The 17,040-nt window shown below is 51.1% G+C and carries 16 protein-coding genes (1 of these 16 only partly in view); 8 read left to right on the forward strand and 8 right to left on the reverse strand.

All coding sequences use genetic code 11. The features are described from left to right. Nucleotides 1-38 precede the first annotated feature (38 nt). The 3 genes from dnaJ to RC74_RS06125 form a co-directional block, all read right to left on the reverse strand. The gene (gene dnaJ, locus RC74_RS06115; protein ID WP_039002823.1) at nucleotides 39-1,187 is read right to left on the reverse strand and encodes a molecular chaperone DnaJ; all 1,149 of its coding nucleotides are present in this window, start codon (nucleotides 1,185-1,187) and stop codon (nucleotides 39-41) included. A 72-nt stretch (nucleotides 1,188-1,259) separates the two neighbouring features. After that, the gene (dnaK, locus tag RC74_RS06120) at nucleotides 1,260-3,176 is read right to left on the reverse strand and encodes a molecular chaperone DnaK (RefSeq protein WP_039002822.1); all 1,917 of its coding nucleotides are present in this window, start codon (nucleotides 3,174-3,176) and stop codon (nucleotides 1,260-1,262) included. Nucleotides 3,177-3,427: 251 nt separating this feature from the next. After that, nucleotides 3,428-4,252 carry an ABC transporter permease gene (locus tag RC74_RS06125; protein WP_039002821.1) on the reverse strand — a complete coding sequence of 275 codons (825 nt, stop codon included), beginning with the start codon at nucleotides 4,250-4,252 and terminating at the stop codon, nucleotides 3,428-3,430. Between the two features lie 135 nt (nucleotides 4,253-4,387). Between RC74_RS06125 and cysQ the strand changes: the two genes are divergently transcribed. From cysQ to RC74_RS06165, 8 genes are all read left to right on the forward strand, one after another. Beyond that, nucleotides 4,388-5,185, forward strand: a complete 798-nt coding sequence (cysQ, locus tag RC74_RS06130) for a 3'(2'),5'-bisphosphate nucleotidase CysQ (protein WP_039002820.1) — start codon at nucleotides 4,388-4,390, stop codon at nucleotides 5,183-5,185. After that, nucleotides 5,186-6,412 carry a glycosyltransferase family 2 protein gene (locus RC74_RS06135; RefSeq protein WP_039002819.1) on the forward strand — a complete coding sequence of 409 codons (1,227 nt, stop codon included), beginning with the start codon at nucleotides 5,186-5,188 and terminating at the stop codon, nucleotides 6,410-6,412. It begins immediately after the preceding gene. Nucleotides 6,413-6,578: 166 nt separating this feature from the next. After that, nucleotides 6,579-7,472 carry a UTP--glucose-1-phosphate uridylyltransferase gene (locus RC74_RS06140; RefSeq protein WP_039002818.1) on the forward strand — a complete coding sequence of 298 codons (894 nt, stop codon included), beginning with the start codon at nucleotides 6,579-6,581 and terminating at the stop codon, nucleotides 7,470-7,472. Nucleotides 7,473-7,483: 11 nt separating this feature from the next. Continuing rightward, the gene (gene galE / locus RC74_RS06145) at nucleotides 7,484-8,467 is read left to right on the forward strand and encodes a UDP-glucose 4-epimerase GalE (RefSeq protein ID WP_039002817.1); all 984 of its coding nucleotides are present in this window, start codon (nucleotides 7,484-7,486) and stop codon (nucleotides 8,465-8,467) included. A gap of 367 nt (nucleotides 8,468-8,834) precedes the next feature. Next, on the forward strand, nucleotides 8,835-9,662 hold the full coding sequence (locus tag RC74_RS06150) for a glycosyltransferase (protein WP_169798715.1): 828 nt from the start codon (nucleotides 8,835-8,837) through the stop codon (nucleotides 9,660-9,662). 108 nt (nucleotides 9,663-9,770) lie between these two features. Further along, complete coding sequence (locus tag RC74_RS06155) at nucleotides 9,771-10,721, forward strand: glycosyltransferase family 2 protein (protein ID WP_417935176.1); 951 nt, start codon at nucleotides 9,771-9,773, stop codon at nucleotides 10,719-10,721. Next, nucleotides 10,718-12,415, forward strand: coding sequence for a DUF5927 domain-containing protein (locus tag RC74_RS06160; protein ID WP_039002814.1), 1,698 nt, complete (start codon nucleotides 10,718-10,720; stop codon nucleotides 12,413-12,415). The genes RC74_RS06155 and RC74_RS06160 overlap by 4 nt, the downstream gene beginning before the upstream one ends. A 6-nt stretch (nucleotides 12,416-12,421) precedes the next feature. Beyond that, entirely contained in the window at nucleotides 12,422-13,837 is a 1,416-nt protein-coding gene (locus RC74_RS06165) for a nodulation protein NodH (protein WP_039002813.1), read from the forward strand. On the opposite strand, the gene RC74_RS06170 is transcribed toward RC74_RS06165, so the two are convergent. The 5 genes from RC74_RS06170 to lptC form a co-directional block, all read right to left on the reverse strand. Continuing rightward, nucleotides 13,834-14,298, reverse strand: a complete 465-nt coding sequence (locus RC74_RS06170) for a PTS sugar transporter subunit IIA (protein WP_039002921.1) — start codon at nucleotides 14,296-14,298, stop codon at nucleotides 13,834-13,836. The two genes, RC74_RS06165 and RC74_RS06170, sit on opposite strands and share 4 nt — an antisense overlap. A gap of 39 nt (nucleotides 14,299-14,337) precedes the next feature. Further along, nucleotides 14,338-14,913 (reverse strand): ribosome hibernation-promoting factor, HPF/YfiA family, encoded by a 576-nt coding sequence (gene hpf, locus RC74_RS06175; protein WP_039002812.1) that lies wholly within the window; start codon nucleotides 14,911-14,913, stop codon nucleotides 14,338-14,340. 253 nt (nucleotides 14,914-15,166) lie between these two features. Then, nucleotides 15,167-15,934 (reverse strand): LPS export ABC transporter ATP-binding protein, encoded by a 768-nt coding sequence (gene lptB, locus RC74_RS06180; RefSeq protein WP_039002811.1) that lies wholly within the window; start codon nucleotides 15,932-15,934, stop codon nucleotides 15,167-15,169. 3 nt (nucleotides 15,935-15,937) lie between these two features. Beyond that, nucleotides 15,938-16,429: an LptA/OstA family protein gene (locus RC74_RS06185; protein ID WP_179946760.1), complete on the reverse strand. Its 492-nt coding sequence runs from the start codon at nucleotides 16,427-16,429 to the stop codon at nucleotides 15,938-15,940. Nucleotides 16,430-16,444: 15 nt separating this feature from the next. Then, on the reverse strand, nucleotides 16,445-17,040 hold the 3' portion of the coding sequence (lptC, locus tag RC74_RS06190) for an LPS export ABC transporter periplasmic protein LptC (protein WP_039002809.1). Its footprint extends 1 nt past the window's final position; the window shows 596 of its 597 coding nt (coding positions 2-597); only part of the start codon is in view: it crosses the right edge, with 2 bases visible at nucleotides 17,039-17,040; its stop codon occupies nucleotides 16,445-16,447.

Raw genomic sequence — 17,040 nt, forward strand, 5'->3', positions numbered from 1 at the left:
AGCTTGAAACGATTCTCTAAAAATTTAGTTAATTTGAGTTAACTCTTCATCCCGTCCCAGAAGGTTTTAACTTTGGAGAAAAAGCTACTCTCTTCGGGGCTATTATCGGCCTCAATGCCACCGAATTCCCGAAGGAGTTCTTTTTGGCGACTTGTGAGGTTTACCGGCGTTTCAACAGCTAACTCGATAAACATATCGCCGGTTGGCCCACCGCGAAGTGCGGGCATACCCTTGCCGCGAAGACGCATTTGGCGACCAGATTGGCTTCCCGACGGGATCTTAACCCGACTGCGTCCGCCGTCAATTGTTGGCACCTCAATGTCACCACCAAGCGACGCAGAAACCATACTTACCGGAATGCGACACTGAAGGTTTACCCCATCGCGTTCAAAAATCGTATGATTTTCAACTTCGATAAAGATATAGAGATCGCCCGCCGGCCCGCCGCGCAAACCGGCTTCACCTTCGCCAGAAAGGCGGATGCGATTACCAGTTTCGACGCCTGCTGGGATATTCACAGACAAGGAACGGTTCTTTTCTGTCCGTCCAGCCCCACTACATTCCGTGCAGGGGTTTTTGATCAACTGACCGGTACCCGAGCACGTTGGGCAGGTGCGTTCGACGGTGAAAAACCCTTGTTGGGCGCGGACCTTGCCCATGCCAGAGCAGGTTGGGCAAGCAACTGGCTCAACGCCGCTTTCCGAGCCCGTTCCAGAGCATTTATCACAGCCCACAGATGTAGGAACCGTGATCGTTTTCTGCAAACCCGTGTAGGCATCTTCTAGGTTAACGCGCATGCTATAGCGCAAATCGGACCCGCGTTGGGCACGGGTGCGCGGGCCACCGCCGCCACGTCCGCCCATAAAATCGCCAAAAAGGTCGTCGAACACATCGGAGAAAGCAGAGGCAAAATCGCCATTGCCCTGCCCAGGATGCCCCTGACGCGCGCCGCCCATTCCGCCTTCAAAAGCGGCATGACCATAACGGTCATAGGCGGCTTTCTTTTCGGCGTCTTTCAGGACCTCGTAAGCTGCATTCGCTTCTTTGAATTCGGACTCAGCATTGGGATTGTCGGGATTGCTATCTGGATGTAGCTCTTTGGCTTTCGTACGAAATCCTTTTTTGATTTCGTCCGCTGAAGCACCTTTGGCGACGCCAAGAGTTTCGTAAAAGTCACGTTTTGACATGTTATTATCCCCTTTGGGAACGCAAAAACCGGCCCGACTTGTTTCGGGCCGGTTTTAAAGGCGAGCGCCTTATTAGGAGCGTTTATCGTCGTCCAAGTCTTCGAAATCAGCATCCATGATGTCGTCATCACCTTTGCTACCAGCTTCGTCGACCCCAGAAGGCTCTTCTTGGGCTTCTTCTTGGCTAGACTTATAGATTGCCTCGCCCAGTTTCATCGAAGCTTCAGTTACGTTCTGAACCCCAGATTTGATTTTCTCGGCGTTGTCAGTCTCAAGATCATCTTGCAACGCTGCAATGGAGAGTTCGATAGCTTCGATCGTTGTTGGATCGACTTTATCTTTGTGCTCTTCCATGGCTTTTTCGGTGCTGTGGATCAAGCTTTCGGCTTGGTTCCGTGCTTCGATAAGCTCTTTGCGCTCTTTGTCAGAGTCCGCGTTTTCTTCAGCGTCTTTCACCATTGCTTCGATATCCTCGTCTGAGAGGCCACCCGAAGCTTGGATGGTGATTTTGTGCTCTTTGCCAGTGCCTTTGTCTTTGGCGCCCACTTCAACGATACCGTTGGCATCGATGTCGAAGGTTACTTCGATTTGGGGCAGGCCACGTGGCGCTGGTGGAATGTTCTCTAGGTTAAACTGGCCGAGGATTTTGTTGTCCGCTGCCAATTCGCGCTCGCCTTGGAACACCCGCAACGTCACAGCGTTTTGGTTGTCTTCGGCAGTCGAGAAGATTTGCGATTTCTTGGTTGGGATCGTTGTGTTGCGATCGATCAAGCGTGTGAACACGCCACCAAGTGTTTCGATACCAAGCGACAGAGGCGTCACGTCCAAGAGTACAACGTCTTTGACGTCGCCCTGAAGAACACCCGCTTGAATTGCAGCGCCCATGGCCACAACTTCGTCTGGGTTCACACCTTTGTTTGGCTCTTTGCCAAAGAACTTGGACACTTCCTCGATGACTTTTGGCATACGAGTCATACCGCCAACGAGAACGATCTCGTCGATGTCACCAGTCGAGAGGCCAGCGTCTTTGAGAGCATCTTTACAAGGCTTCAAGGAAGCTTTGATCAAATCGCCTACAAGGCTTTCCAATTTTGCGCGTGTCAGTTTGAGCACGAGGTGAAGAGGTTGACCAGATTTTGGGTCCATCGAGATGAACGGCTGGTTGATCTCAGTTTGGCTCGCGGAAGAAAGCTCGATTTTTGCTTTCTCGGCAGCTTCTTTGAGACGTTGCAACGCCATCTTGTCTTTGGTCAGGTCAACGCCGTTCTCTTTTTTGAACTCGCCGGCGAGGTAAGTCACGATACGCATGTCGAAGTCTTCCCCACCAAGGAAAGTATCGCCATTTGTGGATTTTACTTCAAAGAGGCCATCGTCAATTTCTAGGATGGTAACGTCGAATGTACCGCCACCAAGGTCATAGACCGCGATGGTTTGTGTTTCTTTTTTGTCCAGACCATAGGCCAGCGCCGCAGCGGTTGGCTCGTTGATGATCCGAAGCACTTCAAGGCCAGCGATCTTGCCAGCATCTTTTGTGGCTTGGCGCTGTGCATCGTTGAAGTACGCAGGAACAGTGATAACGGCCTGTGTCACTTCTTCACCAAGATAACTCTCGGCGGTTTCTTTCATTTTTTGAAGGATGAAAGCGGAGATTTGGCTAGGCGAGTACTTGTCACCCTTAACTTTGACCCAAGCGTCACCATTGCCACCGTCGATCACGTCGAAGGGCAGGTTCGCTTTGTCTTTGGCCAAATGCTTGTCGTCAGCTCGACGGCCAACAAGGCGCTTCACACCAAAAATTGTGTTCTCTGGATTGGTGACGGCTTGTCTTTTTGCGGGCTGGCCCACCAGACGTTCATCGTCGGAAAACGCAACGATCGAAGGCGTTGTACGTGCACCTTCTGCGTTTTCAATTACACGTGGTTGCGATCCATCCATGATGGCGACGCAAGAGTTTGTAGTTCCAAGGTCAATGCCGATGACTTTAGCCATATTGTAGTACCCCTTTTGAGTTAGGCGATGTTGCGGAACGCGGACCCATGCTAGGCATCTCGGCTCCGATTCAATTGGTAACCAGAGTTGCCCCTGATCAAGCTTCTTTGGGTATATAGGGCTGGGTCCTTAGGCCTGCAAGCCGTTGAACCCAAAAGCAGCGAGTTTTTTGTGGAAAAAAACGAGTCATGCCACCTTTTTCAACGGACAATTCTCTAAATTTTTAGCGAACGATGGTGACGGAGGTATGACTATCTACCAGCGCTCCAACTGATCGACGCATGTTTGCGCGTATAGAACTCCCCCATCAACCCGATCATCGTGAGGGCTATGGTGACTTTGACTGGGTAACTGATGGAACTCACCGTGGCGATGTAATTGATAAACACAAAGCCGCGGCATTGATCGATAACGTGAAAGAGGGGGTTCCAGTCGAAGAGGGACAGCATCCATCCAGGGAGCGTTTTGGCGAGAAACATTTTGCCGGAGGCGATCATGTTCGCCCGAGCATAGATCGTGGCTGCAAGTCCGATAAAGCCAGGCGCCCACGGTTTGGCGGCGAGAAACACCATCCCAATTGACACGCCCGTCGCCCAGGCCAACAACAGCATGGCAAAAGCACCAGCAGGTTGGTTTATCGTGATCGGAGTTATTGCCGTGTGGTATAAAAACAGGACGACACTCACCGACAGAATTTGAATATACAATGCCGCCAAAGCAGACGAGCAAATGGCGACAACAGTATTCATCGGCGCATGAAGCATCATCGCAGAGGTCGGTCCAGGGGCGCCCACCACGGCACCCATCGCCTTTGTGTGGGTCATGAACAGGAAAATTCCCGACATGATATACAACAGGAAGTCCCCACGGATGGCGCTTCCTCGCAGGCCTAAAACCGAAAACATCACATAGAATGCAACAACCAACACGACGGTTTGCATCATATTCAATAAGAGGCCGATTAGGGCATTTCCGTGTGATTTCCGAACTTCGCGCACGGTCGAATGGTAAATAAGTTCGAGGATAGCAAGAGCTGTGTGAAGGCCTTTGTGTTTTTGCGGTTGTACCTGAAACATATTTTAGCTGTCCTGCCGAGGGCTGTAAGGAATGAATTGCGCTACTATCGCAAGGAATTCTTGCTGTTCCTTTACCATGAGATATTAAGGGGGCGATAAAGAAACACAAGAATACACTGTTTTAGGAGAAACCTTTTGGATTTTGACCACCTTACCCTCGTTTTTCGCCGTCTGGCGCTCGAAGCGGGCGACAAAATTATGGAAATCTACAATTCAGACGATTTTGAGGTTAAAACCAAATCGGACGACAGCCCAGTGACCGAAGCCGACGAAGCGGCGGACGCAATTATTTCCGCAGGCATTCGCGCGGAGTTTCCCGATGTGACGCTCGTGACCGAAGAACAAGCGGACTCCCACGCGCAGAAAGCGGACACGTTCATTATTGTGGATCCCCTCGATGGCACAAAAGAATTCGTCCTGCGCCGTGGTGATTTTACGGTGAATATTGCCTATGTTGTTGACGGGAAACCCATTCGCGGCGTTGTCTATGCCCCCGCGAAAAACCGGCTATTCTATACCGGTGCTGATGGGAAATCCGTGGAAGAAACGGGTGATTTCGCTAAGGATAAAGTGGGGCCAACTACCGCGATATCCGTCTCTAACCCTGACAATTCTGGCTTGATGATCGTTGCCTCCAAATCACACCGTGATCAGGCGACCGAGGATTACATCAACAAATACGCAATCAAAGACAGCAAGAGCGCGGGGTCGTCGCTCAAATTCTGTTTGATCGCGACAGGCGAAGCTGACCTTTACCCACGCGTTGGCCGCACGATGGAGTGGGACACAGCTGCGGGTCACGCTGTTTTGCTTGGCGCAGGGGGCGATGTTGTTCGTTTCGATGACCACACCCCATTGACCTATGGCAAAGCAGAATACGCCAATCCGTTTTTCATTGCCTATGCACCGGGCGTCACGTTGAAAAAGGCCTAGATGAACACACCCGCCACGAGCATTATTATCGTCAGCCGCGAGCGCCCCAAGGCTCTCGCGCGCTGTCTTTTGGGGGTTTCTCAACTTAACCATCCAGATTTCGAGGTGATCGTCGTGGCGGATGTGGCGGGGCTGGATGTTGTCGCAGACCTTCCATTTAGCGCGCAGATTAAGACAGCGTTTTTTGACGAAGCCAATATTTCCCAAGCCCGCAACTTGGGGCTCGCGATGGCCGCCGGAGAGATTGTTGCCTTTATCGATGACGATGCGGTTCCCGAGCCGAGTTGGCTGATGCGCCTAACCGAACCATTCGGGGATCCAAATGTGGCCGCCGCCGGAGGCTATGTTCGGGGGCGCAACGGCATTTCGTTTCAGTGGCGCGCGAGCAGTGTTGATACCGCTGGGCGCACGCGCCCTCTGCGGGTCCCAAGTCGGAACCCTATGGTTTTTTCTCCGCCCGAGTGTCAGGCCGTGAAAACCGAGGGTACAAACTGTGCATTTCGGCGAGATATATTGATGAAAATGGGTGGGTTTGACCCTGTTTTTGCGTTCTACCTAGATGAAACTGACGTGAATATGCGCTTGGCTATTGCGGGTCGATCCACGGCAATCGTTCCACTTGCGCAGGTCCACCATGGGTACCTTCCATCCAAGCGTCGCAATAGCGAGCGGGTGCCGAAATCTCTTTTTGATATTGGCCGGTCAATCGCGCTATTTCATCGCAAATATGCCGATCAAGTTGATGCGCAAATGGCGTGGCGTGTGGAGCGTATTGAGCAACGAAAGCGTCTCCTTCGGTTTATGCAAAGCGGCGCGCTAGAGCCAAGTGACGTGCTTGGCTTGATGCGGTCTTTGGTGGCGGGGCATCAATCCGGTTCGAATGCAAAACTGATTTCGCTTCCGGAATTGCCAATCAACGGCGCGGTTTTCGAAAAATTCACGCAGGCCCCGTATAAACATCACGTGCTTTCAGGTCGTATTTGGCAAAGAAAACGCCTCCGTAAACAAGCGAAAATTCTTGTATCGGGCAAGAATAGGGTCACATTGGTGGTTCTCAGTCCAACTTCCCTTTTCCACCGTATTATCTTTACCGAAGACGGTTTTTGGGAGCAAAACGGAGGGATTTTCGGCAAGTCGAACCGAAACCAGCCGTACTTCCAAATTTATGGTTTTCGCAGTCGGGTTAGGGACGAGGTAGCGCGCAGCAATCAGTTTCGCGCTTTTTGAGTGACATATATTCCGAGTGAGGAATTTGTGGGTCCTATGTATGCAAAACTGTGTTACCACGCCCCGAATGATGTAGAGGTACATTCCTTTTTTACTTTTAAGCGGTTAAAGTGAGGCCAGCTCGTTTGGCATGAGTGACTGTTTAAAACAATTTTCTGAGTTGAATATGAAACGTAAAGTTACAAAAGCAATCTTCCCTGTAGCAGGACTAGGGACACGGTTTCTTCCGGCGACGAAATCGGTGCCAAAAGAGATCATGACTTTGGTCGACCGTCCGCTGATCCAATATGCAATTGATGAAGCACGTGCTGCGGGGATTAAAGAGTTTATTTTTGTGACGTCGCGCGGCAAAGGCGCTCTGGAAGACTATTTCGACCACGCTCCGCAGCTCGAAAATGAATTGCGCAAGAAGGGTAAAGACGAACTTCTTGAGGTGCTCAAAGACACCAACATGGAGAGCGGCGCGATTGCCTACATCCGGCAACACAAGTCGATGGGGCTTGGACATGCTGTTTGGTGCGCGCGTCGCCTTGTGTCGAACGAGCCTATTGCGGTCATTCTTCCTGACGATGTTATCGCCGCTGAAACCCCTTGTTTGCAGCAGATGGTCGAGGCCTACGAAGAAACGGGCGGATGCATGGTTGCGGCTATGGAGGTCCCGCCGGAGAAAACGTCGTCTTATGGGATTTTGGACATATTGGATGACAAAGGTCAGCTCGTTTCGGCTAAAGGGATGGTGGAAAAACCCCCTCTAGGAGAAGAGCCGTCAAACCTTGCCGTAATTGGGCGTTATATTATCACCCCAGATGTTTTGCGAACTTTGAACAAGATGAAGCAGGGCACGGGTGGTGAAGTGCAACTTACGGACGCGATCGCCGAAGAAATCACCCATGGGCGAGATGTCCATGGGTTTCGCTTCAAGGGGGAGCGATTTGATTGCGGCTCTAAAGCAGGGTTTCTGCAAGCGACGGTCGCATTCGGTCTTGCCCGCGAAGATTTGCGCGATGAATTGTTGGCCTACATTACGTCGATGATGGCCCATCGCAACGCTGCTCAGTAAGGGGCGGTTGGATGGCAAATGTTTTGGTCACGGGCGGTGCTGGCTATATTGGCTCGCACGCGTGCAAAGCATTGAAAGCCGCAGGCTATAATCCCGTAACCTTTGATAATCTGTGCACTGGGTGGGAAGACGCGGTTAAATTCGGGCCATTTGAACGCGGCGAATTGACGGATAGGGCCGCGTTAGACAGTGTTTTCACGCGCTATAACCCCATTGCCGTTATGCATTTCGCCGCGCTTTCTCAAGTCGGCGAGAGCATGTCTGACCCTGGAAAATATTGGCACAACAATGTCGCGGGCAGCTTGGCGTTGATAGAGGCCACAGTCGCGGCAGGCTGCAAGAATTTCGTATTTTCATCCACCTGCGCAACCTACGGCGAGCAAGACGACGTAACTCTCGATGAAAATTGCCCGCAAGTCCCGATTAATGCGTATGGCGCGAGTAAACGAGCAATTGAAGATATTCTTGGGAATTTCGGTGAAAGTTATGGGTTGAACCATGTCATTTTCCGCTATTTCAATGTCGCAGGGGCGGACCCTGAGGGCGAAGTTGGGGAGTTCCATCAGCCAGAGACACACCTCGTACCGCTGATGCTCGATGCGATCGACGGAAAGCGGGACGCTTTGACTGTTTTTGGGACTGATTATGATACGCCGGACGGCACCTGCATTCGCGATTACGTTCACGTTTGTGACCTTGTTGACGCGCATGTTTTGGGTCTTAAATGGCTGGAAGAAGACAAGGGTAATCGCGTTTTCAATCTTGGAACGGGTGTGGGATTTTCTGTGCGGGAGGTGATCTCGAACTCAAAAATGGTCACCAATCGCGAAGTCCCTTTTTTCGAGGGACCGCGACGGGCGGGGGACTGCACGAAGCTTGTTTCTGGCAGTGTTAGAGCCGAAAAAGAACTTGGATGGGCCCCAACGAGGTCAACTTTGGAGGCGATGATTACTGATGCTTGGCGTTGGCACCAAAACGGACACTACACGAAATAATCCTCCTGCAAGATTGCTCGACTTATCTCGTCTCGTGAGTCGTGTAGGGCGTGGGCCACTTACAGGGGTGGATCGTGTCGAAATGGCTTATTTGCATGCATTATTGCGTGATCCGATACCGCTCTTTTCCCTCATACGAATTTCGGGTGTCTTTACCCTCCTAAGCGAGGAGGGCACGCTTGAACTTCTCTCTCGGATGACTGGAAAAACGCCTTGGGGGCGGCACGATCTAAAGAGTCTGTTTCGGTTTAAACAAAGCCCTACTCAGCAGCGCGTGCAATCAGATTGTCGACGCTTGGCCGTCGTGTCCTCCAAAGACGTGCGCCGTTTGGTCGATGTTTTACCGCGTGGGTTTTCCTATTTGAATGTGGGGCACAGCAACATCAGTGATGTTGTCTTTCGCGCCATAAAAGAAAACAGCGGTCAAATTTCTGTACTCGTTCACGATACAATTCCTTTGGATTATCCAGAGTTTCAAAGGGACGGCAGTGTTGAGAAATTCAAACAAAAAATGTCCTGCGTTTCGTTGCTTGCCGACCTCGTGATTTTTAATTCCGAGCAAAGCAAATTGGACGCGACACGCCATTTTTCAAAAATGGGTAGAGTGCCTGAATCTATCGTGGCTCATTTGGGACTTACGAAACCCACTCCAGCAGAGGGCGGACTTCCGCCGGAAATCGCCCCCAATAAGGGCTATTTCGTGATTGTTGGCACCATTGAGCCGCGTAAAAATCACGCTCTATTACTGGACATATGGGAAGGTTTGGAAAATAAACCGAATTCGCCGCAATTGGTCATTATCGGGGCGCGCGGCTGGAAAAACGAAGCAGTGTTCCAACGACTGGATTTAAAGCCGAGTAACGTGGTCGAGTTTAATAATTTATCGGATCGGGCCGTTGCCCAGATTGTGGAACGGTCAGCGGGCATGCTCTTCCCCTCCATTGCTGAAGGCTATGGGCTTCCTCCAGCGGAGGCCATTCTTCAGCAAACCCCCGTTATTTGCGGAGATTTGCCGGTCTATCGCGAGTTTTTGGGTGATATACCCATTTACGCAGACACTTCAGATCGCTATTTATGGGAGCTAGCGATACAAAAACTTGCGCGTAGAAAGCGAGAAAAAACAGCGTTACAATTTGATCTAAAAAAAATGCCCACATGGGAGGCGCATTTCAATAAGGTCTTAAAGGTCGCGTGATATTGATTTGCAGGTAAGACAAACACTTGTGATGTTTTGGGGAACGTATTGGGCATAGCTACATCATATCGATTGCGTGTTGAGCGCAAAAGGTGGCGCTTGAGGGCGATGCGCAAAAAGAACGAACTGCGCAGTGTTGTGGATCGCACCGCGCTCATAAAACCTGGCGATATCCTGTCTTTCTCGACAATACGAAACGAGAAAATCCGCCTGTCCTATTTTTTGCGTTATTACAGAAACATGGGTGTGAACCATTTTTTCTTTGTTGATAACGACAGCGATGATGGATCCCGTGAGTTTCTTGCCGATCAGCCGGACGTTTCGGTATGGACCACAAAGCACAGTTACAAACGGTCGCGTTTTGGCGTTGATTGGCTGAACCATCTACAAATGAAATACGCGCACGGCCATTGGAGCCTTGTGGTTGATGTTGATGAGTTTTTAGTTTTCCCGTTTTGCGATTCCCGCTCCATAAGTGCCCTTACGGATTGGCTTGACGCATCCTCGGTGAAGAGTTTTTCCGCAACGTTGCTAGACATGTATCCTAAGGGACGCATCGACGCCGTTCCGTATCGCTCTGGTCAAGACCCGTTTGAAATTGCGAGCTGGTTTGACAGTGGGAATTACACCTACAAAAAGAACAGCCAGTATGGAAACCTGTGGATTCAGGGGGGGCCGAGGGCAAGGTGTTTCTTCCCCGATGCGCCGGATCGCGCACCTGCGTTAAATAAAATTCCTCTTGTGAAATGGGACAAGAAATACGCCTACAAAAGCAGTAGCCACATGCTCTTACCGCGCGGTCTAAACCTCGTTTACGACGAATGGGGTGGGGAGAAGGCGAGCGGTTGCCTGATGCACGCGAAGTTTCTGGACACGTTTGGTTCGAAGGCGAGCGAAGAACTTCAGCGCAAACAGCATTACGCCAATAGTCATGAGTACAAAGCTTACGCCGCCAATCTAGCGAAAGATCCCGACCTTTGGTGCAAATGGAGTGAGAAATTTATCAACTGGAGGCAGCTCGAAATTTTGGGTTTGATGTCGAAGGGGAACTGGGCATGAGCGTTGGCATTGTCATGCTTGTTCACGAAGACTTGCACCGCGCTGCCCAACTTGCTCGCCATTGGCAGGCCAGCGATTGTCCCGTCGTTATTCACGTTGATAAGTCGGTCGGACAGGAGGGCTATAAGGGTCTCGTGCGGGCTTTGGCGGACCTTGAAGACGTCATGTTTTGTGAACGACATCGGTGCGAATGGGGGCGTTGGTCCTTGGTTGCTGCGTCCCAAACCGCGTCGGAAATGATGCTCGGGAACTTTCCGGATGTTCGCCATGTATATCTTGCGTCCGGATCATGCCTCCCACTTCGGCCCGTAGGTGAGTTGGTAGACTATCTAAAAGAGCGACCGCGAACGGATTTCATCGAAAGCGCAACCACGGACGATGTACCATGGACCGTCGGCGGGCTGGATAAAGAGCGGTTTACCCTGCGGTTTCCCTTCTCTTGGAAACACAACCGCCGCGCCTTTGACAAATACGTTAAGATTCAGCGGTTTTTAAGATTCAAACGCCGCGTTCCCCGTGGATTAGTGCCACATATGGGGTCCCAGTGGTGGTGCCTAACCCGTCAGACACTTTCAGCGATATTGGAAGATCCGGACCGGGATAAATATGATCGCTACTTTAAACGGGTTTGGATTCCGGACGAAAGTTACTACCAAACGCTCGCACGTATTTATTCATCTAATATTGAAAGCCGGTCTCTCACGCTTTCTAAGTTTGATTTTCAGGGCAAGCCGCATATTTTTTACGACGATCACCTACAGCTTTTGCGCCGCTCTGATTGTTTTGTGGCACGGAAAATATGGGCGAAGGCCAACAAGCTCTATGATGCGCTCCTCACGGATTCAGAACATGCGATGAAGGTCGCCGAACCAAACCCAGGTAAAATTGACCGTATTTTCTCCAAAGCAGTTGAGCGTCGCACGCAGGGGCGTGCCGGCCTTGTGATGCAAAGTCGACTTCCAAACGAGGGCTGGGAAAACGGCGTCACCGCCAGCCAGTATACTATTTTGGAGGGTTTCTCGGACCTCTTTTTGGACTTTGAGGATTGGATGGCGCGGGCTACTGGTGCGCGTGTTCATGGGCATCTATTCGGACCTGAACGCGTTGAATATGCGGGGCGCGAGAAAACCTTTGCGGGATGCCTCTCTGATAGTGCTGAGCTTCGGGATTACGCACCAGCAGATTTCCTGCGAAACCTACTTTGGAATACACGGGGAGAACGGCAAGTTTTTCAGTTCGGCCCGCGCGATTCTCAGGGCATCAGTTGGTTCCTCGCCCGTGACCCAAACGCGAGTGTTACCGTGATTTCCGGAGCATGGTCGGTGCCCTTGTTTAACTCGAATCTGAACTTTTCTGAAATTCGCAAAATCTCGGCGGAGCAACAGAAAATTGAGGCCGATCATTTGGATATTCTGCGGTCATATTACACCAAGGCGCGCGTTCATATCTATACGATGGCGGATTTTATTCAGTCACCCATGGAGCCGTTGCAAATGATCATTGATGACATAGGATCTCGCTCAAACCGGCGCCTTACAGAGGCGCCACGTATGGTCGATTTGACTGGATTTAGCCAGTTCTTGCAAAACTTGAAAAACCAGGGGATGCACCCCTATTTGATGGGGGATTTCCCCTCTGGGAATGATCCTCGCCACAGCGCTACGGCCACGCGCAAGCCTTATCTGGTAAAATAGAGCCTTATGAACAGCAATTTTGACTATTTCGTTGTCTTGGCGGAAATGCGAACCGGGTCGAATTTCCTTGAGACGAACATCAATGCCTATGACGGCCTTACCTGTGTTGGCGAGGCCTTCAATCCGCATTTTATCGGGTACCCGAACAGGGATGAACTGCTCGGTATGTCCCTCGCTGAGCGTGAGCGGGATCCATTAGGGCTTCTCCATAAAATCGTCGACGCTCCCGGACTGGCGGGGTTTAGGTTTTTCCACGACCATGATCCACGGGTTATCGATCCAGTCTTGAAGGACCAAAAATGTGCAAAGATCATTCTGACACGTAATCCAGTGGAAAGCTACATCAGTTGGAAAATTGCCAAGGCCACGGGTCAGTGGAAACTCACGAATGTCACCCATCACAAAACGGCCAAGATAAATTTTGATGCCACTGACTTTACAGTTTTCCTAGATCGACTGAAAAGTTTTCAACTGCGCATACTTCATGAGCTTCAGGCGTCGGGCCAGACAGCATTCTATATCGGATATGAAGATATTCGCGACTTGGATGTCATCAACGGGCTGGCGAACTTTTTGGGCGTCAAACAGGAATTGGCGGGGCTGTCTAAAAACTTGAAAAAACAGAACCCCAGTCCACTGTTGGAAAAAGTTTCTAATCCACGAGAGATGGAACGCGCGCTGCAATCGGTGGACCATTTCGGACTTTCGCGCACCCCAAACTTTGAGCCCATTCGCGGTGCGAGCGTAAATCGGTATGTCACAGCGAATGGTGTCCCGCTTCTCTTTATGCCGATGCCGTCTGGCCCCAATATGCGGGTCAAAAATTGGCTCACAGCGCTTGGGAACGGGGTTTTGGAAGAGAAGTTTACCCAAAAGGACCTTCGCCAGTGGAAGCGCGGAAATGTGGGCCACCGTAGTTTTACGGTTTTGCGCCATCCCGTAGCCCGAGCGCACGCAGCATTTTGTCGGACGATTTTAAACTCGGGGCCCGGTTCGTTTCCGCAAATTCGGAAAACACTGAAGCGTGTCCACAATGTGCCTATTCCGGATGATATCAATGCGCCCGCGTATAACCGAAACGAACACAGGGCGGCCTTCTTAAGTTTTCTTAAGTTTTTGAAGGCAAATCTCTCTGGGCAAACGGCTCTCCGCAATGACATGGCGTGGTCAAGTCAGGCGTCGATTGTTCAGGGTTTCGGAGCTTTTGCGGCACCTGATATGGTGTTGCGCGAAGACACATTGGAAACGGATTTAGAGTTCCTTGCATTCAGAGTTGGCGTTGAAAACCACGAATGCCGCGCAGAAAGGGAGGATTTTCCCTATTCGTTGGACGATATCTATGACTCAGAAATCGAAGCCGCCGCGCAAGAAGCCTACCAACGCGACTATATGACATTTGGGTTTTCAGCCTGGCGCGCTTAAGCTGCGCGGGCGGGCTGAAGCTCGGTCAAAACGGCATGCAGCGTGGCCGGATCGTCGTTTGCGCGCAATTTCTCGCAAATTTTTGCATCACGCATCGTCCGTGAAACAAGCGCCAACGCCTTGAGGTGTTCAACACCAGAGTCGATTGGCGCGAAGAGAGCGAAAACCAAATCGACAGGCTGCCGGTCGACTGAGTCAAAATCGAGGCGACGATCGAGGCGCAAGAAAACCCCTACAACCGAATCCAGACCCCTTAGGCGAGCATGTGGAAGGGCGACGCCGTGTCCAACTCCTGTTGGCCCAAGACTTTCCCGTTCCTGCAACGCATCAACCGCTTCGTTTGCGGGGAAGGCATAGATAGAATGCCCAACCTCTCCCAACTCTTGGAAGAGGCGTTTTTTGCTAGTAACATTTGCGATTACTTTCACCGCTTCAGGCTTAAGTATTCTTGATAAATCCATTTTTGTCACTTCTGCTCGGGACGTCGTCTAGGTGATTTCCTAGCTCGTTGTTGTGGGGTCTATCCAGCCTACGTTACCATCTTCTCGCCGATAAACCACATTTACGCCACTGTTTCCTTCATTTCGAAACACCAGAACGGGAGTTCCCGAAAGTTCCATTTGCATGACCGCCTCCCCTACCGAGAGAGACGCGATTTTCGTCTCCATTTCGGCAATGATCATCGGTTGCAGGTCCTCCGGTTCCAGTTCTTCTGATGCTTCTGATCCGGCGAGGATATACGTGGAAGCTGAGGAAAGTTCAACAGGCTGTGTTCTAACCCGATGATGATCCTTTAAACGACGTTTATAGCGCCGTAATTGCTTCTCTAATTTCTCACCGCATGAATCAAAAGCGGCATAGATTTCATGTGCATGCCCCCTAGCGGTTGCTGTAAGGCCGGTTGAGAGATGTACCGTGGATTCGCAAACATATTCGTTTGCGCTTTTGGAAAATACGATCAGAGCATCGGTCGGACGTTCAGCGTATTTTTTTACAATTTCGCCGATTTCAGATTTGACATGGGTTTGAAGAGCTTCACCGATATCGATTTGTTTTCCACTAATTTGGTACTGCATTTATCCTCCAAGGTTCGAAAATTGGATGCTTCAGCCTAGAATCTAGGCCGTTACGTTCGAGTAAAGAATGGTAGCGTGATGCAAGGTGCGCTATAGGCACTTGTTTTTCGGCTGTATCTTGGCGCCAAAGCCCAAAGGATGGGGGGTTCTTCATACATCCCATACATTGGGCGCTTAATTCGTTTAAGTGTCAATAGGGGTGTGAGGGAGAGCGGCAGCATTCCGCACAAACCCTTGATTCGTTAAGGTTTAGTTAAGAGACGCGGAAGTCTTTCCCGAGGTAAACGCGCCGGACATTATCGTCGCGTACGACGTCATCTGGCGTGCCACTCATCAAAACTTTCCCGTCGTGAAGAATATAGGCGCGGTCAACAATTTCGAGAGTTTCGCGCACATTATGGTCGGTGATGAGCACGCCAATGTTGCGGTCTTTCAACTTACTGACGAGTTCTCGGATTTCCCCTACAGCGATAGGGTCAACGCCGGCAAAGGGTTCGTCCAAAAGGAGAAATTCAGGAGAGGCCGCGAGGCAGCGCGCAATCTCGACACGGCGACGCTCGCCGCCCGACAGCGACAAAGCAGGCGCGCGGCGCAGATGGCCAATAGAGAACTCGTTAAGGAGTTCCTCGAGGCGTTCGCGGCGTTTATGGGAATTTTTGACCGAGATTTCGAGAATCGCGAGAATGTTGTCTTCGACACTGAGTCCCCGAAAAATCGAGTTTTCTTGTGGTAGATAGCCGATCCCCATTTTCGCACGGCGGTACATAGGGAGAAGCGTTATCTCAACCCCGTCGACCATGACTTGGCCGCCTTCTGGCGTCACTAGGCCCGCGATGGAATAGAAACACGTCGTTTTGCCCGAGCCATTCGGCCCCAAAAGCGCAATAACTTCGCCCCGTGCAAGCTCCATCGACACATCCCGAATGACGGTCTTGCGGCGGTAACTTTTGCGCAAATTGCGGATCGACAGGCCGTGGTCGCGGCTTTCAGAGGCAAGCGTGAGATTTGGGGGAGTGGCCATACTCTAGTTTTCCGGCTGTAAGATTGTTTTGACGCGGCCAGTCATTTGGGCACGCCCCGTATTGAGATCAACCACCATTTGTGTTGACGACAGCGCGTTATTTCCCTGAGTTAGGATCACATTCCCGCTCATGGTGATTTCTGCATTATCAATCGAATAGACCGCTTCGTCTGCCTCTGCGGCCTCGGGGCCGTTTACTAGAATCACACCGCCGCTCGCAACCATGCGGCTGATTTTTCCGCCAGTTTGATTCACACCCGTCTTGTATTCCACAACGACTTTGCTCGCGTTCAGGCGCATCTCGCCTTGGCCGATGACCACATTGCCAACGAAGGTGGCGTTGCCCGTCTCTTGATCGACTTCAAGGGCATCGGAAATTACTTCGACGGGAAGGCTTGCGTTGTGTTCATAGCCCCCAAAAGGAATTTGGGTGCCTTGGGCAAAAGTTGAACCAGCAAAGCCAATCAGTAAGAAGATCGCTAGAATAGCGCGCATGTAAATCACCCCGAGTTAACCTTTCGGATCGTATATCAGTTTTACGCCGTCTTTGAAAACCAGAAGATAGTTCTCATTACGTCGAACGAGCTCCATGGATCCAGCGGTGATTTTCCCTCCAGGGCCAACGGCAGAAATCGGCACGGTTGAGGAAAAACGCGCGTCGGATATGGACGCGTCGACTTGCTCAGACCTCACAACATATCCAACTGAACTCACGACACGCACGTTCCCCTCAAGGCGGGCGCTTTGAGTGTCGGTATTAATGACCCCAGTTTCGGACTCAAGAGTAACGATGGCCCCCTCCGGTAACTCGAACTCTGCGTTAAAGCCTTCGGTGGTGATCGTGCTGCGGTCGCCGTTTGGTTGCGGTTTTGCAGAGTTGGCTGAGATTGAGATGGTCGTCCCGTCGCGGGTAATCCCTGAATAGTTGGGGGCCGAGATCCCTTTTTCCCGCGCGAGTTCCTCGACGTTTACTTTCGCGAAAGGAATTGCATTGCCAGGATCAATAGGGCGCGCCAGCAAAAACACGGTCGACAGGAGGGCGAGCGCGAGCAAAGGCAAAGTGATTTTTGCCCAGAAGATGAATGTTGAGTATGTATTATTTTTCA

This window comes from Falsihalocynthiibacter arcticus, from assembly GCF_000812665.2.
In the GTDB taxonomy this organism is placed as follows: Bacteria; Pseudomonadota; Alphaproteobacteria; order Rhodobacterales; family Rhodobacteraceae; genus Falsihalocynthiibacter; species Falsihalocynthiibacter arcticus.